At 76.4% G+C, this 14,616-nt stretch carries 10 protein-coding genes; 7 read left to right on the top strand and 3 right to left on the bottom strand.

The window, feature by feature from the left end; translation table 11 throughout:
* Positions 1-19 precede the first annotated feature (19 nt).
* Together ACFY07_RS21435 and ACFY07_RS21430 are read right to left on the bottom strand one after the other, a co-directional pair.
* The gene (locus ACFY07_RS21435; RefSeq protein WP_390870620.1) at positions 20-2,002 is read right to left on the bottom strand and encodes a bifunctional serine/threonine-protein kinase/glutamate ABC transporter substrate-binding protein; all 1,983 of its coding nucleotides are present in this window, start codon (positions 2,000-2,002) and stop codon (positions 20-22) included.
* A 175-nt stretch (positions 2,003-2,177) separates the two neighbouring features.
* Positions 2,178-3,209 (bottom strand): TAXI family TRAP transporter solute-binding subunit, encoded by a 1,032-nt coding sequence (locus ACFY07_RS21430; protein ID WP_390870618.1) that lies wholly within the window; start codon positions 3,207-3,209, stop codon positions 2,178-2,180.
* A gap of 76 nt (positions 3,210-3,285) precedes the next feature.
* On the opposite strand from ACFY07_RS21430, the gene miaB reads away from it, so the two are divergent.
* The 7 genes from miaB (at position 3,286) to hflX (ending at position 12,964) form a co-directional block, all read left to right on the top strand.
* The gene (gene miaB, locus ACFY07_RS21425; protein ID WP_390870616.1) at positions 3,286-4,773 is read left to right on the top strand and encodes a tRNA (N6-isopentenyl adenosine(37)-C2)-methylthiotransferase MiaB; all 1,488 of its coding nucleotides are present in this window, start codon (positions 3,286-3,288) and stop codon (positions 4,771-4,773) included.
* Positions 4,774-4,945: 172 nt separating this feature from the next.
* The gene (locus tag ACFY07_RS21420) at positions 4,946-5,671 is read left to right on the top strand and encodes a hypothetical protein (RefSeq protein WP_390870614.1); all 726 of its coding nucleotides are present in this window, start codon (positions 4,946-4,948) and stop codon (positions 5,669-5,671) included.
* Between the two features lie 126 nt (positions 5,672-5,797).
* Positions 5,798-6,802 (top strand): tRNA (adenosine(37)-N6)-dimethylallyltransferase MiaA, encoded by a 1,005-nt coding sequence (gene miaA / locus ACFY07_RS21415; protein ID WP_390870612.1) that lies wholly within the window; start codon positions 5,798-5,800, stop codon positions 6,800-6,802.
* 306 nt (positions 6,803-7,108) lie between these two features.
* A complete protein-coding gene (locus ACFY07_RS21410; RefSeq protein WP_230654521.1) occupies positions 7,109-7,627 on the top strand; it encodes a hypothetical protein in 519 nt (172 codons plus the stop codon).
* Positions 7,628-7,722: 95 nt separating this feature from the next.
* Positions 7,723-8,640 carry a diaminopimelate epimerase gene (gene dapF / locus ACFY07_RS21405; protein WP_390870610.1) on the top strand — a complete coding sequence of 306 codons (918 nt, stop codon included), beginning with the start codon at positions 7,723-7,725 and terminating at the stop codon, positions 8,638-8,640.
* A 154-nt stretch (positions 8,641-8,794) separates the two neighbouring features.
* On the top strand, positions 8,795-11,389 hold the full coding sequence (locus ACFY07_RS21400; protein WP_390870608.1) for a RelA/SpoT family protein: 2,595 nt from the start codon (positions 8,795-8,797) through the stop codon (positions 11,387-11,389).
* Between the two features lie 63 nt (positions 11,390-11,452).
* On the top strand, positions 11,453-12,964 hold the full coding sequence (hflX, locus tag ACFY07_RS21395) for a GTPase HflX (RefSeq protein ID WP_390870607.1): 1,512 nt from the start codon (positions 11,453-11,455) through the stop codon (positions 12,962-12,964).
* Positions 12,965-13,049: 85 nt separating this feature from the next.
* On the opposite strand, the gene ACFY07_RS21390 is transcribed toward hflX, so the two are convergent.
* Entirely contained in the window at positions 13,050-14,303 is a 1,254-nt protein-coding gene (locus ACFY07_RS21390; RefSeq protein ID WP_390870605.1) for a trypsin-like serine peptidase, read from the bottom strand.
* Between the last annotated feature and the right edge of the window lie 313 nt (positions 14,304-14,616).

The raw sequence follows: 14,616 nt of genomic DNA, 5'->3' as shown, positions 1-14,616 counted from the left end.
CGCCGGGCTCCGCACCGCGTCAGCCGGTGTTCCGCCAGGTCTGGTCGGAGCAGGTGCCCGGCCTCGGCTGCAGCAGGCCCAGCGGTTCCAGCCACCGCTTCCACGAGGCGTGCCAGGCGCCGCTGTCGACGTAGCGGTCGATCGACGCGCACACGCGGCGCCGCATCGCCTCGTCGCCCAGCGCCATGCCGACGCCGTACGACTCCGACCCGAAGGGGGCGTGCAGCAGCCGCAGCCGGCCGCGGTACTCCTTCTGGTTCATGTAGCCGGCCAGGATGATGTCGTCGGTCGAGACCGCGTCCACCCGGTGGGCCAGCAGGTCGTCGACGCACAGGGCGTAGGCGTTGCGGTACGCCACCCTGATGGCGGGGAAGAGCCTCGCCAGCCGCTTCCCGGGCGTCGATCCGTAGGCCGTGCACACCGTGCGGCCGGCCAGGTCCTCCGCGCCCTGCACGCCGGTCTGGTCGGTGCGGACCAGGAGGTCCTGTCCCGTCAGGTAGTACGGCCCGGCGAAGGTCACCTCCCGGGCCCGCTCCGGCGTCATGCTGTAGCTGGCCACCACGAGGTCCACCGAGCCGTTCTGCAGCATCAGCTCCCGGCTGCCGGTGTTCACGGTGGTGAAACGCACCCGGGACGCCCCGAACCCGAGGTCCCGGGCGATGAACGAGGCCAGGTCCACGTCGAAGCCCCGGTAGAGGCTCCGGTGCGCGTCCACGAGCACGCCCAGCCCCGGCTGGTCCTGCTTGACGCCGATGACCAGCATGCCGCGCTGGCGCGCCTGCACCATCGTCGGGGAGTCCGCCAGGTCGTCCTGCGCGTCCCGGCCGCGGTGGCCGAGCCAGGCCGCGCCCGCCACCAGGGCGAGCACGACCGCCAGCGCCGGCAGCCGCAGCCGCCGGTCCCGCCACCACGCCCGCCGGACCGGCCGGTCCCCGCCGGGGCCGGGCTCGGCGGGGCCGCCGTCCCGGCGGGCACCCCCGGAACCGTTCCCGCCGCCGGTGCCGGTGCCGCCGCCGGTGTCCGACCCGACCAGGCGCCAGGTCCGCAGGTCGAGCGAGGAGGGCGTCGCCGGGGTGTCCTGCACCACGTGGCGCAGCAGCTCCTCGGCCCGGTCCGCGGTCGTCCGGTCCGCCGGGTCCTTGGCCAGCAGCCCCGCCAGCAGCGGCCCCAGCGGACCGGCGTGCACCGGCGGCGGGGGCTCCTCCTCGCGGACGGCCAGCAGCACCTCGTACGGGGTCGCGCCGCGGAACGGCAGCCTGCCCTCGACCATCTCGTACAGGGCCACGCCGAGCGACCACAGGTCGCTCGCCGGGCCGGGCGGACGCCGGTCGGACGGCACGGCCAGCTCCGGCGCCAGGTAGGCGGGCGTGCCCACGGTCTCGTGCAGCCGGGTCACCTGGGCGGCGCCCTCGAAGGTGGCGATGCCGAAGTCCATCAGCACCGCGCGGCCGTCGCGCCGGAAGAGGACGTTGTGCGGCTTGACGTCGCGGTGCAGCACCCCGGCGGCGTGCACCGCCCGCAGCCCGCGCAGCACCTCCAGGCAGATCCGGGCCGCGTCCTGCAGCGGCAGCCGCCCGTTGGCCCGCAGCAGGTCCGCCAGGGAGCGCGGGTCGACCTGCTCCATCACGATCCACACCTGGCCGTCGGCCTCGGTGACGTCGTACACCGTCACCACGTGCTCGTGGCCGATCCGGGCGATGGCCTGTGCCTCGCGGCGGGCGCGCTCCACCCACTGGGCCTGCGTCTCGGGGTCCACGGCGCCCCGGAAGAGCAGCTCCTTGACCGCCACCTGCCGGTGCAGCCGGGTGTCCCTGGCCTCCCAGACCACCCCCATGCCGCCCCGGCCCAGGCGGCGCTGCAGCTCGTAGCGGTTGTCGATCAGGCGTCCCGGGTGCCCCTCGGCCCCGTCCCGGTCGGCGGCCCGGGGGCCGTCCCCCTGCTCCCGCCCGGCGGGCGCGCCCTGCGCGCGCTCCTCGCCGTCGGGTCCACCCCCGGTCTGCATGCCCCGCCCCCTGGCTCGAGTGCCGTCCGGCCGTTCAGCCGTTCAGCCGTTCAGGGGATCAGGTTAGGGGGCCCGGCCGGGCGGGACCATCTCCCCTCCCCTCCCGTCCGGGGAACGCCGGGAGGAACCGGTCGAATACGGCGTCGCGCGCGGCGGTGCGCGACCCGCGGGCGGCTCAGGGCTTCACGGAGGCGTAGTAGCGGCGCGCCCCCTCGTGCAGCGGCAGCGGGGCGGTGTACACGGCCGTCCGCAGGTCCATCAGCTGCGCGGCGTGCACCTGGGCCCCGATCGCGTCCCGGCTGCCGACCACCGCCTGGGTCATCCGCTGGACCAGGGAGGTGTCGGTGTCGTCACGGGTGACCATCAGGTTGGCCACGGCCACCGTCGGCACCGGCTTCCCCGGGGCGATCGCCAGCGGATAGGCGTCGGCGGGCATCACCGCGGCCCGGTACGCCTCCGAGCCGTCGTCGCCGCCCTGGTGCAGCGCCCCGGCCAGCTCGCCGAGGGGCACCAGCCTGATCGGCATCTGGCGGGAGAGGTCCTCCACCGCCCCGGTCGGCAGGCCCCCGGACCAGAAGAAGGCGTCGATCCGCCCGTCCCGCAGGGCGTCGGCCGCGGCGCCGATGCCCATCGGCATCGGCGTGATGTCGCGGGTGGGGTCCAGCTCTGCGGCCCTCAGCAGCCGCTTGGTCACCAGGGACACCCCGGACTGCGGCTGGCCCACGCCGACCCTCAGCCCCCTGAGGTCCGCCGTCTTGCGCACCGGCGAGCCGGCCGGCACCACCAGCTGCAGGTAGTCGTCGTACAGCCGCGCGATCGCCCGCAGCCGCTCCCTCCCGGGCCCGTCGTAGACGGCCACGGCGTCCGCGGTGGCGATGGCGAAGGAGTCCCGCCCGGTCGCCACCCGCTCCAGGTTGTCCGGCGAGCCCTCCGACGCGTCCAGCCGCAGCTCCACCCCCGGCATCGCGGTGTGCACGTACGCCCGCAGCATCGTCCCGTACTTCTGGTAGACGCCGCGCGGCACCCCGGTGGCGAAGCCGACGGTGCCCCGCGGGTAGGACGGCGCCTCGGGGGCGGACAGCCACCACCCCAGCAGGAGGGACGCGACGACGGCCAGCGCCGTGCCCGCGCGCCACAGCCGGGACGAGGCGCGGCTGCGGACCGCCGCGGCCAGGCGGGGGAGCAGGCGTGCTGCGGAGTCGGCCATGCCCGGATCCTGCCATCCGCGGCCTCCGGAGGGGAGGGGCGGCGGGGGGCCCGGGGCGCGTACCCTTGGCCCTGAGATGAGCGCGCGAACCTACCGAGTGGTCACCTACGGGTGCCAGATGAATGTCCACGACTCCGAGCGGCTGTCGGGCCTCCTGGAGGACGCCGGCTACGTCAAGGCCGACCAGGACGGCAGCCCCGACGTCGTCGTCTTCAACACCTGCGCGGTGCGGGAGAACGCCGACAACCGGCTGTACGGCAACCTGGGGCGGCTCGCCCCCGTCAAGGCGGACCGGGCGGGGATGCAGATCGCCGTCGGCGGCTGCCTGGCCCAGAAGGACCGGGACACCATCGTCCGCAGGGCCCCCTGGGTCGACGTGGTCTTCGGCACCCACAACATCGGCCACCTGCCGGCGCTGCTGGAGCGCGCCCGGGTGGAGTCCGAGGCCCAGGTGGAGATCCTGGAGTCGCTGGACACCTTCCCCTCCACGCTGCCCTCCCGGCGCGAGTCCGCGTACGCCGCGTGGGTCGCCATCTCCGTCGGGTGCAACAACACCTGCACCTTCTGCATCGTCCCCGCGCTGCGCGGCAAGGAGAAGGACCGCCGGCCCGGCGACGTCCTCGCCGAGGTCGAGGCGCTGGTCGCCGAGGGCGTGGTCGAGGTCACCCTGCTCGGCCAGAACGTCAACGCCTACGGCTCCGACATCGGCGACCGCGAGGCGTTCTCCAAGCTGCTGCGCGCCTGCGGGCGGATCGACGGCCTGGAGCGCGTCCGCTTCACCTCGCCGCACCCGCGCGACTTCACCGACGACGTCATCGCCGCCATGGCGGAGACGCCCAACGTGATGCACCAGCTCCACATGCCGCTGCAGTCCGGCTCCGACACCGTGCTGCGCGCCATGCGCCGCTCCTACCGGCAGGACCGCTACCTCGGCATCATCGAGAAGGTCCGCGCCGCCATGCCGGACGCCGCCCTCTCCACCGACATCATCGTGGGCTTCCCCGGGGAGACCGACGAGGACTTCGAGCAGACCCTGCACGTGGTCCGCGAGGCCCGCTTCGCCCAGGCCTTCACCTTCCAGTACTCCAAGCGGCCCGGCACCCCGGCCGCGGAGATGGACGGCCAGATCCCGAAGGAGGTCGTCCAGGAGCGCTACGAGCGGCTGGTCGCCCTCCAGGAGGAGATCTCCTGGGCGGAGAACAGGAAGCAGCTCGGACGCACCCTGGAGGTCCTCGTCGCCGAGGGCGAGGGCCGCAAGGACGACCGCACCGAGCGGCTCTCCGGCCGCGCCCCCGACAACCGCCTGGTGCACTTCACCCGGCCCGAGGGACCCGCCCCGCGCCCGGGCGACATGGTCACCGTCGAGGTCACCTACGCCGCCCCGCACCACCTGCTGGCCGAGGGCGCCCCGCTCGCGGTGCGCCGGACCCGCGCGGGCGACGCCTGGGAGCGGCGCCACGCGGCCCCGGCCGCCGCGCCCGCCGGGGTGATGCTGGGCCTGCCCACCGTCGGCGTCCCGGCCCCGCTGCCCGCCGCGCCCGGCGGCGCCTGCGGCTGCGACTGACGGCACCGGCACCCGTGCGCACGGGCCCGGCGGGCGGACGACGCCCCGCCGGGCCCGCGCCGTTCCCGTGCCGCGCGGCGCCCCGCGCCGTTCCCGCCGCCCCGCCCCGTGCCGTTCCCGACGCCGCCCCGCGCCGTGCCCGGCGCCGCACCGCCCGGCTAGAGTGCGGATCATGCTGGTCGCCGCCGCCGTCTGCCCCTGCCCGCCGCTGCTCGTGCCCGAGGTCGCCGCCGGCGCCGCCCCGGAGCTGGACGCGCTGCGCGACGCCTGCGACCGGGCGCTGCGCGCCGTGGCCGAGGCCCGGCCCGACCGGCTCTTGGTCGTCGGCACCACGGACGAGGGCGACCCCGGTCGGCGGAACTCCTTCCCCTGGGGCGCCCGGGGCTCCTTCCGCCGCTACGGGGTGGACCGCACCGTCCGCCTCGGCACGGGCCGGGACCCCGGCGACGGCACGTGGGGCGAGCTCACCGCGTCGGTGGCCGTGGGCGCCTGGCTGCTGGAGCGGGCCGGGTGGACGGGCCCCTGCGAGGCCAGGTGCGTGCGGCCGGACGAGGACCCCGACGCCTGCCTGCGCCTCGGGGCGGAGCTGGCGGAGGCCGCGCCCCGCACCGCGCTGCTGGTGCTCGGCGACGGCAGCGCCCGCCGCTCGCTCAAGGCCCCGGGCTACCTCGACGGGCGGGCGGAGGCCTTCGACGCCGCGGCGGCCCGTGCCCTCGCCGCCGCCGACACCGCCGCCCTGGCCGCGCTGCCGCCGGACCGCGCGGCCGGGCTGATGGCCGCCGGACGCGCGCCCTGGCAGGTGCTGGCGGGCGCGGCCGGGGGCGCCGGGCTCGGCGGCCGCCTGCTGTACGACGAGGCGCCCTACGGGGTCGGCTACCTGGTCGCGGCCTGGACCTGACGCGGACGCCGCCGGGGCCGCGCCGGAGCGCCCTGCCCGGGTCCGGCGCCGTCGCGGCGCCCGCCGCCCCCGCGGAGCGGCGCCCACCCGGGCCGACCACCCCCCGCGGCCTGCGAAACTGGGTGCGTGACCAGCCCCACCCCCGCCCGTCCCGCCGCTCCCGCCGCCCCCGGCGGCCCGTCCGCGCAGCCCAGGGTTGTCGCCGTCGTCGGCGCGACCGCCGCCGGCAAGTCCGACCTGGCCGTCGCGCTCGCCCGCGAACTGGGCGGCGAGGTCGTCAACACCGACTCCATGCAGCTCTACCGGGGCATGGACATCGGCACGGCCAAGCTCACCCCCGAGGAGCGCCGCGGCGTCCCGCACCACCTCCTCGACGTCTGGGACGTCACCGAGGCCGCGAGCGTCGCCGAGTACCAGCGGCTGGCCCGTGCCGTCGTCGACCGGCTGCTCGCCGCCGGCCGCACCCCGGTGCTGGTGGGCGGGTCCGGGCTGTACGTCCGGGCCGCCGTCGACGTGATGGAGTTCCCCGGCACCGACCCGCGGGTGCGGGAGCGGCTGGAGGCCGAGCTGGAGCAGCACGGCTCCGGGACGCTCCACGCCCGGCTCGCCGCCCTCGACCCGGCCGCCGCCGAGGCCATCCTGCCGAGCAACGGCCGCCGCGTCGTGCGGGCCCTGGAGGTCGTCGAGATCACCGGGCGCCCCTTCACCGCCAGCCTCCCCGGCCACACCTCGGCCTACGACACCGTGCAGCTCGGTGTGGCGGTGCCCCGCCCGGAGCTGGACGCCAGGATCGCGCTGCGGGTCGACCGGATGTGGGAGGCCGGCCTGCTCGACGAGGTCCGCACGCTGGAGGCGGCGGGCCTGCGGGAGGGCCGCACCGCCTCGCGGGCGCTGGGCTACCAGCAGGTGCTGGCCCACTTCGCGGGGGAGTGCGAGGAGGACGAGGCCCGCGAGGAGACCGTCCGCGCCACCCGGCGCTTCGCCCGCCGCCAGGAGTCCTGGTTCCGCCGCGACCCGCGGATCCACTGGCTGCCGGGCGGGACCGGCTCCGACCCGGGCGACCTGCTGCGGCGCGCGCTGGAGCTGGTCCGGGCCCGACACGGCGCGGGGTCTGACGCAGGACCGGCCTGACGCGGCGCCGGGACCGGGGACGGCCCTGCCCGGCGCCGGACCCGGCGCCGGGCGGGCCGCGTGCCGGCCGGTCCGGCCTCCGGCGCGTGCGCCGCGCACGGCGTGCGTCCGGGGCGGCCGGTGCATACGCAGGGCGCATGTGCAAGTGCAGAGGGACACCGCGGTCACGGCTGGATCACGTGATGGCCACGGATCACCCGAGGACCTCGTGTGACGCGCGGTGACCACCCGGGGGCGTGCCATCATCGACCACATCAGGGTGACGATCTCTTGTCGCACCATGCGTCGAATGTCCGGGGAGGCCGCGTGTCGACGGGTACCGGCCCCGAAGCGGACCGGAGGCTGGACGCCCCCGCCGCGGGACTGCGCGCCGCCCTCCCCGACCGGATCGGCGGGACGCCGCTCGCCCCGCTGGACCCGCAGGACCCCTTCGCCGGCGGTCTGGAGCTGATCGGCGGCACCGCCGCCGCCCCGCCGGACGGCGTGGTCCACGAGCGCGAGATCCGCCCCAGGCGGCGGCTCCGCTGGTGGCAGACGCTGCCGATCGCGGTGGTCGGCATCCTCGGCTCGCTCATGTTCGCCTTCCCGCTCGCCTTCGAGTCGGGCGGCGGCGGCGCCGTCGTCGGGATGCTCGGGCTGCTGCTGACCTCGGCCTCGGTCGGCTGGGGCGCGATGGCGGCCCGGCGGGTCGGCTACACCTGGCCCGGCCTGCCGCGGCGCGGCTCCGGCGAGCGGGCGGGCTGGCGGCCCCTGGCCGCGTACACCCTGGTCGGGCTCGCCGCCGTCGGGCTCGCCGTGTGGCGCGTCGCCCTGCTGCGCGGCTGACGCCCGCCCCGCGCCTCCGCCCGCCCCTCCTGTCCTGTCCCGCCGTGACCCGCACCGCCGCGACCCGCACCGGGGCGAACCCGTACGCTGGCACCGTGAGCGACCACACCCCGGGTGCGACCCCGGCCTCCGACGGACCGGTCTTCCTCAAGGGCCACGGCACCGAGAACGACTTCGTCATCGTGCCGGACCCGGACGGCGTGCTCGACCTCGGCCCGGCCCAGGTCGCCCGGCTGTGCGACCGCCGCGCCGGCATCGGCGGCGACGGCCTGCTCCGGGTGGTCCGCTCCGCCGCCCACCCGGAGGCCGCGGCCCTCGCGGGCGACGCCGAGTGGTTCATGGACTACCGCAACGCCGACGGCTCCGTCGCCGAGATGTGCGGCAACGGCGTCCGGGTCTTCGCCCGCTACCTGGTCCACGCCGGCCACGCCAAGCCCGGCGACCTGGCCGTCGCCACCCGGGCCGGGGTGCGCCGGGCGCACGTCGCCGAGGACGGGCCGGACGGCCGTCCCGGGGACGTCACCGTGGACATGGGCCGCGCCGTGCTGCCCGGACCGGAATCCGTCGAGGTGTCCGTCGGCGGCCGCCGCTGGCCCGCCCGCAACGTCAACATGGGCAACCCGCACGCCGTGGCCTTCGTCGAGGACCTCGGCCACGCGGGCGACCTGCTGACCGCCCCCTCGGTCGCCCCGGACGGGGCCTACCCCGACGGCGTCAACGTGGAGTTCGTCGTCGACCGGGGTCCGGCCCACGTGGCCATGCGGGTCCACGAGCGCGGGTCCGGCGAGACCCGCTCCTGCGGCACCGGGGCCTGTGCCGTCGCCGTGGCCGTCGCGCGCCGCGACGGCGCCGACCCCGCCGTCACCGGCCGGTCCGCGACCTGCACGGTCGACGTGCCCGGCGGCCGGCTGGTGATCACCGAGCACCCCGACGGCCGGGTGGAGATGACGGGCCCCGCGGTGATCGTGGCCGAGGGCGTCATCCTCTCCGACTGGCTGGCCACGACGGCCTGAGCGGTCCCGCTCCCCAGCGCCGCTTCCGTTGAATCCCCCCTATCGGGTGATTGTTCTGACGCTCCGCAGGTGAACCGTCGCCTGCCGTGATGGGCTCGGTAGCATGGACCACCGGGGTCGGGACGCGCTCCGGTGTTCGCTGCCGGAGGTGCCCATGACCATTCGAGCCGGTGATCCGTCGGCCGACGCGCACGCCCCGACCACGCCCCCGCGGCAGCCCCCCGCCCAGGAGCCGCCGACCCGGCAGCCGCCCTTCCGCGAACCCGCCCGGCGGCAGGCCTCCCCGGAGGCCCCCCCGCGCCCGGCCCCGGCGGAGCGGGTCGCGGTGCAGGAGCCCCCGGGCCGGGCCGCGGCCGCCGCGGTCCCGAGGACCGTCCGCCGCCTCGGACGGGCCGCCCTCGGCAGGGCCGGCCGCGCCGCCCTGCTGGCCACCGGCCGGCCCCCGCTGCCCGACGCGATCGAGCCCATCGTCCGCGCCCACCGGGCCCACCACCCGCGCGCCGACCTGGCCCTGCTCGGCCGGGCCTACCTGAGCGCCGAGGCCGGCCACCGCGGCCAGACGCGCAAGAGCGGCGAGCCCTACATCACCCACCCGCTCGCCGTCACCATGATCCTCGCCCAGCTGGGCGCCGAGACCACCACCCTGGTCGCCGCCCTCCTCCACGACACCGTGGAGGACACCGAGATGACCCTGGACCAGGTCCGGGCGGACTTCGGCGAGGAGGTCGCCTACCTCGTCGACGGCGTCACCAAGCTGGAGAAGGTCGACTTCGGCGCCGCGGCGGAGGCGGAGACCTTCCGGAAGATGCTGCTGGCCACCGGCAACGACGTCCGGGTGATGGTCATCAAGCTCGCCGACCGGCTGCACAACATGCGCACCATCCGGCACATGAAGCCCGCCAGCCGCGTGCGGATCGCCAAGGTCACCCGCGACGTGCTCATCCCGCTCGCCGAGCGCCTCGGCATCCAGGTCGTCAAGACGGAGCTGGAGGACATCGTCTTCGCGACCCTCCACCCGGAGGAGCACGGGCGCACCGCCGCCCTGGTCGCCGCCGCCGACACCTCCACCGGGCCCCTCGCCGACCTCGCCGCCCGGCTGCGCCGCCAGCTCGCCGAGACGGGGGTCGCGGCGGAGGTCACCGTCCGGCCCCGGCACTGCGTCTCCGTCCACCGCGTGCTGCTCAAGCGGCTCGCCGCCCCCGGGGCGGACGGCCGCCCCCAGCAGCTGCGCCCCGCGGACCTCGGGCGGGTCCTGGTCGTGGTGGAGGAGAACGCCGACTGCTACGCCGCCCTCGGCGAGCTGCACACCTGCTGGACGCCGCTGCCCGGCGAGTTCAAGGACTTCGTCGCCGCACCCAAGTTCAACCTGTACCAGTCGCTGCACACCGCGGTCGCGGACGAGCGGGGCGACGTGGTGGAGGTGCTGGTCCGCACCCGGCGGATGCACCGGGTGGCCGAGTTCGGCGTGGTCGCGCTCGGCAGTCCCCGCCAGCCGGAGCCGCAGGGCCCCGGCGGCGGCCCGGAGGGGGACCGGCCGGCCGAGGACGGGCCCGCCGGGTCCGCCGCGTCCGCGCCCCCCGCGTCCGGACCGGACGCGGACGGGCCGGAGGCGCCCGGCCGCACCGAGCCCGACCGCGACGAGCTGGACCGCACCGACCCGGCGCGCCCCGGCTGGCTCACCCGCCTCCTGGACTGGCAGCGCGACACCCCCGACCCGGACACCTTCTGGTCCACCCTGACCGCGGACCTCTCCGACGACCGGGAGATCACCGCCGTCACCGAGGAGGGCGCCACCCTCACCCTGCGGGCCGGCGCCACCTGCGTGGACGCGGCGTACGCCCTCGGCGAGCAGGTCGGCCACCGCTGCATCGGCGCCCGGGTCAACGGGCGGCTGGCCGCCCTCTCCACCCAGCTCGGCGACGGCGACGTGGTGGGCGTGCTCACCGAGCCCGGGCCCGGCGAGCCCTCCGGACCCTCCCCGGAGTGGCTCCGCCACGTCCGCACCCCCCGCGCCCGGCTGGCCATCGAGCACTGGCTGGCGGCCCACCCGGTCCCCGCCGCGGAGGATCCCGCCGCGGGTCCCGCCGCCGAGGGTCCGGCCCCCGCCGCCGACGGCGGGCCGCCGCCCGCCGCCCCGGCCCGCGGCGCCGACCGGGACGGCCGTGACGGCGGGGCCGGCGCCGCCGCCCCCACGGCGGGTCCGGTGGAGGTGCGCGGCCGCCCCGACGTCCCCGTGCGGCTGGCGCGCTGCTGCACCCCCGTCCCCCCGGACCGGGTCACCGGCTTCGCCATCCGGGGCGGCACCGTCGCCGTCCACCGGCGGGACTGCCCCGCCGGCCGCCAGATGCGGGCCGCCGGGAGGACGCCGGTCGAGGTCGGCTGGACCTCCGGCCCGCGCCGCCGCGGCTACCGGGTCACCCTGCTGGCGGACGCCCTCAACCGCCCGCGCCTGCTCGCCGACCTCACCGCCGCCATCGCCGCCGAGGGCGTCGGCATCGTCTCCGCCGCCGTGGAGCCCCCGCAGGAGCTGCGGGTCCGCCACACCTACACCGTCGAGCTGCCCGACCCGGCCGCACTGGCCCCCCTCATGCGGGCCATGCTGCGCGTCTCGGGGGTGTACGACGTCTACCGGCCGGGCCCGGGCGGGACCCGCCGCCGGGCAAATGCAGGTGACCCCGCGGCGCCGGGCGTGCGACCATCGTCGGGAATCCGCGGCGCCGCCGCGGCGTTCACCAGGAGTGCCGAGTGAGGCCGGGCGAGACGCCGGGCACGATCCCGGCGGCAGATCCGTTCCAGCACCCCTAAGGACACGATGACCTCCACGTTCGACAACCGCGACCACTCCACCGGGCGCGCGGCTCGCCGCCCGGAGGACCTCCGGGCGGCAGCCCTCATGGACGAGGACCTCGCGGGGATCGACGAGGACCTCGACCACGGCTTCGACGGCGACCAGTACGACCGCAGCGACCGCGCCGCCCTGCGCCGTGTCGCCGGCCTCTCCACCGAGCTCCAGGACGTCACGGAGGTCGAGTACCGGCAGCTCCGCCTGGAGCGCGTGGTGCTCGTCGGCGTGTGGACGGACGGCACGGCGGAGGAGGCCGAGACCTCCCTCGCCGAGCTCGCCGCCCTCGCCGAGACGGCCGGCTCCCAGGTGCTGGACGGTGTGATCCAGCGCCGCGACGTGCCCGACGCCGGCACCTACATCGGCTCGGGCAAGGCGAAGGAGCTCCGCGACATCGTCGCCGCCGTCGGCGCCGACACCGTCGTCTGCGACGGCGAGCTCACGCCCGGCCAGCTGATCCACCTCGAGGACGTCGTGAAGGTCAAGGTCGTCGACCGGACGGCCCTGATCCTCGACATCTTCGCCCAGCACGCCAAGTCCCGGGAGGGCAAGGCGCAGGTCTCGCTCGCCCAGATGCAGTACATGCTGCCCAGGCTGCGCGGCTGGGGCCAGTCCCTGTCCCGCCAGATGGGCGGCGGCGGCTCCGGCTCCTCGGGCGGCGGCATGGCCACCCGAGGCCCCGGTGAGACCAAGATCGAGACGGACCGGCGGCGCATCCGCGTCAAGATGGCCCGGCTCCGCCGCGAGATCGCCGACATGAAGAAGGGCCGCGACACCAAGCGGCAGGAGCGCCGGCGCCACCAGGTGCCGTCGGTGGCCATCGCGGGCTACACCAACGCCGGCAAGTCGTCCCTGCTCAACCGGCTCACCGGCGCGGGCGTCCTGGTGGAGAACGCGCTGTTCGCCACCCTGGACCCGACCGTGCGCCGCGCCACCACGCCGGGCGGCCGCGTCTACACCATCGCCGACACCGTGGGCTTCGTCCGGCACCTGCCGCACCACCTGGTCGAGGCGTTCCGCTCCACCATGGAGGAGGTCGCCGACGCCGACCTCATCCTGCACGTGGTGGACGGCTCGCACCCCGAGCCGGAGTCGCAGCTCGCGGCGGTCCGCCAGGTGATCAACGACGTCGAGGCGCAGCACGTGCCGGAGATCGTCGTGGTCAACAAGGCCGACGCCGCCGACCCGCTGGTGCTCCAGCGGCTGCTGCGCCGCGAGCCGCGCGCCATCGTGGTGTCGGCCCGCACCGGCCAGGGCATCGACGAGCTGCTCAAGCTGGTCGAGGACGAGCTGCCGCGGCCCTCGATCGAGGTCGAGGCCCTGGTGCCGTACACCCGCGGCGACCTGGTCTCCCGGGTGCACGCCGAGGGCGAGATCACCGGTACCGAGCACACCGCCGAGGGCACGCTGCTGCGGGCCAAGGTCGCCGCGGACCTGGCGGCCGAGCTGGGCCGGTACGCCGTGGCCGGCGCCAAGGGCTGACGGACGCCCCCGGCGACGCGCGACGGCCGGAGGGCCGGACCCCGATCGGGGTCCGGCCCTCCGGCCGTCGCGCCGTGCCCGCGGGTCAGGACGACTTGCGCGTGAAGTAGTCGAACATCTTCTGGGCCACCGTGCCCAGGTACGGGCCGGCCTCCCAGGTCGGGTTGTCCACCGGGCCGATGGAGTTGTCGCTGACCAGGCCCGTCCTGCCGTCCGGCATCCGGGTGAACCAGCCGCCGCCGCTGGAGCCGGCGGTCATCGTGCAGCCGATGACGAGCATCGGCGGCCGGCTGGTGTCGAAGGACAGCCGCACCGGCGGGATCGTGCTGCGGCAGCGGTACAGCTCCTGCCCGTCGAAGGGCTCCTTGGCCGGGTAGCCCCAGTTGGCGACCGGGGCCATGGCGGTGCGCGGCGCGTTGAAGTACACCGGGATCGCGCTGCCGACCGTCTCCTCCAGGGAGCGGCCGTCCCCCTGCGGGTTGTGCACCCGCAGCACCGCGAAGTCGTACTGGCTGGACTTGTTCACCGGGCCGTGGGTGGCCGGCGGCCCCTCGGCCGCCCACTGCGGGGAGGTGACGATGTCGTCCGCCCACCACTGGCCGAGCGGGGCCAGCGCCCGGTCCAGCGACTGCTGCCCGCCGCTGCCCACGCCCGAGCTGTTGTAGCCCGGCACGAACATGATGTGCTTGTACCAGTCGCCGCCCCTGCCGCCGTGCACGCAGTGGCCGGCGGTCCACACCAGGTTGCTCTTCCCGGGGTGCGCCGGGTCGCTCACCACGGTGCCCGAGCAGACGGCGGTGCCCTCGGGCTCGTCGAAGAAGATCTTCCCGACGGCGCCGAACTTGGTGTAGGGCCGCTCCACGGCCGTCGCCCGGATCGGGGCGGGCTCCGGGTCGCTCCCGTTGTCGGTCCCGCCGTTGCCGTTGTCGTTCGGCGGGTCCGCCGGGGGCGCCTGGTCCTTGGGCCGGGCCTGCTTCATCTTCTGCGGGTCCCACAGGCCCTTGATCACCGGGTTGTTGAAGACGTGGTCCTGGGCCCACTTGTCCCAGTCGTCGAACGTCCAGTTCTTCAACTGGTCCAGGCTGCTCGGCAGGCCGTCGAGCAGGCCGCTGGGCAGGCCGCTCGGCAGCGCGCTGGCCAGGTCCCCCGGCAGGCCCCCGTCGGCCCCGGACGTCGCCCGGGCGGTGACGCTCCCGCCCGCGTCGGACGAGCCCCCGTCGCTGGTGCAGGCGGTCACCCCGAGCAGGGTGACGCCCGCCAGGGCGGCGGCGGCGAGGGAGGTGCCGGTGCCGGTGCGGGTCGTCCGGCGGCGCAGGGGCCCCCTGCGTATGGGTGACATGAGCTCAGTTCCCCCAGGGTTCAAGACACGGCTCGCGCCGTCGTCGGGCGGCACTACTTTCCCATCTCCGAGGTCGACGGGGCACATCGCCCCCCGGTTGCGGGCGCTGGCGGACGGTCACCGAAACGTGACGACCGCCCGGGCCCCCCGTACGCGCCGCCCGCGGCCGGCGGTTCGCCGCGTCACCCCCCGGGGTGAAACGAGCGGCCGGAATCACCACTTCGAGTGGCCGGCCGCTTGCCCGCCGTCACCGAACTAAGGTAAGCCTTACCAGCCACCCCGCGGACGTGTCCGGGCAGCGCCGCTGCCGCCG

Source organism: Streptomyces sp. NPDC001380 (genome assembly GCF_042895785.1).
GTDB lineage: Bacteria > Actinomycetota > Actinomycetes > Streptomycetales > Streptomycetaceae > Peterkaempfera.
This window is presented reverse-complemented; position numbering and strand designations above follow the sequence as displayed.

Bases quoted from the DNA above. Each gene is read 5' to 3' on its own strand.
- ACFY07_RS21435 (WP_390870620.1), bottom strand. From the start codon at position 2,002: ATGCAGACCGGGGGTGGACCCGACGGCGAGGAGCGCGCGCAGGGCGCG.
- ACFY07_RS21430 (WP_390870618.1), bottom strand. From the start codon at position 3,209: ATGGCCGACTCCGCAGCACGCCTGCTCCCCCGCCTGGCCGCGGCGGTC.
- miaB (WP_390870616.1), top strand. From the start codon at position 3,286: ATGAGCGCGCGAACCTACCGAGTGGTCACCTACGGGTGCCAGATGAAT.
- ACFY07_RS21420 (WP_390870614.1), top strand. From the start codon at position 4,946: ATGCTGGTCGCCGCCGCCGTCTGCCCCTGCCCGCCGCTGCTCGTGCCC.
- ACFY07_RS21400 (WP_390870608.1), top strand. From the start codon at position 8,795: ATGACCATTCGAGCCGGTGATCCGTCGGCCGACGCGCACGCCCCGACC.
- hflX (WP_390870607.1), top strand. From the start codon at position 11,453: ATGACCTCCACGTTCGACAACCGCGACCACTCCACCGGGCGCGCGGCT.
- ACFY07_RS21390 (WP_390870605.1), bottom strand. From the start codon at position 14,303: ATGTCACCCATACGCAGGGGGCCCCTGCGCCGCCGGACGACCCGCACC.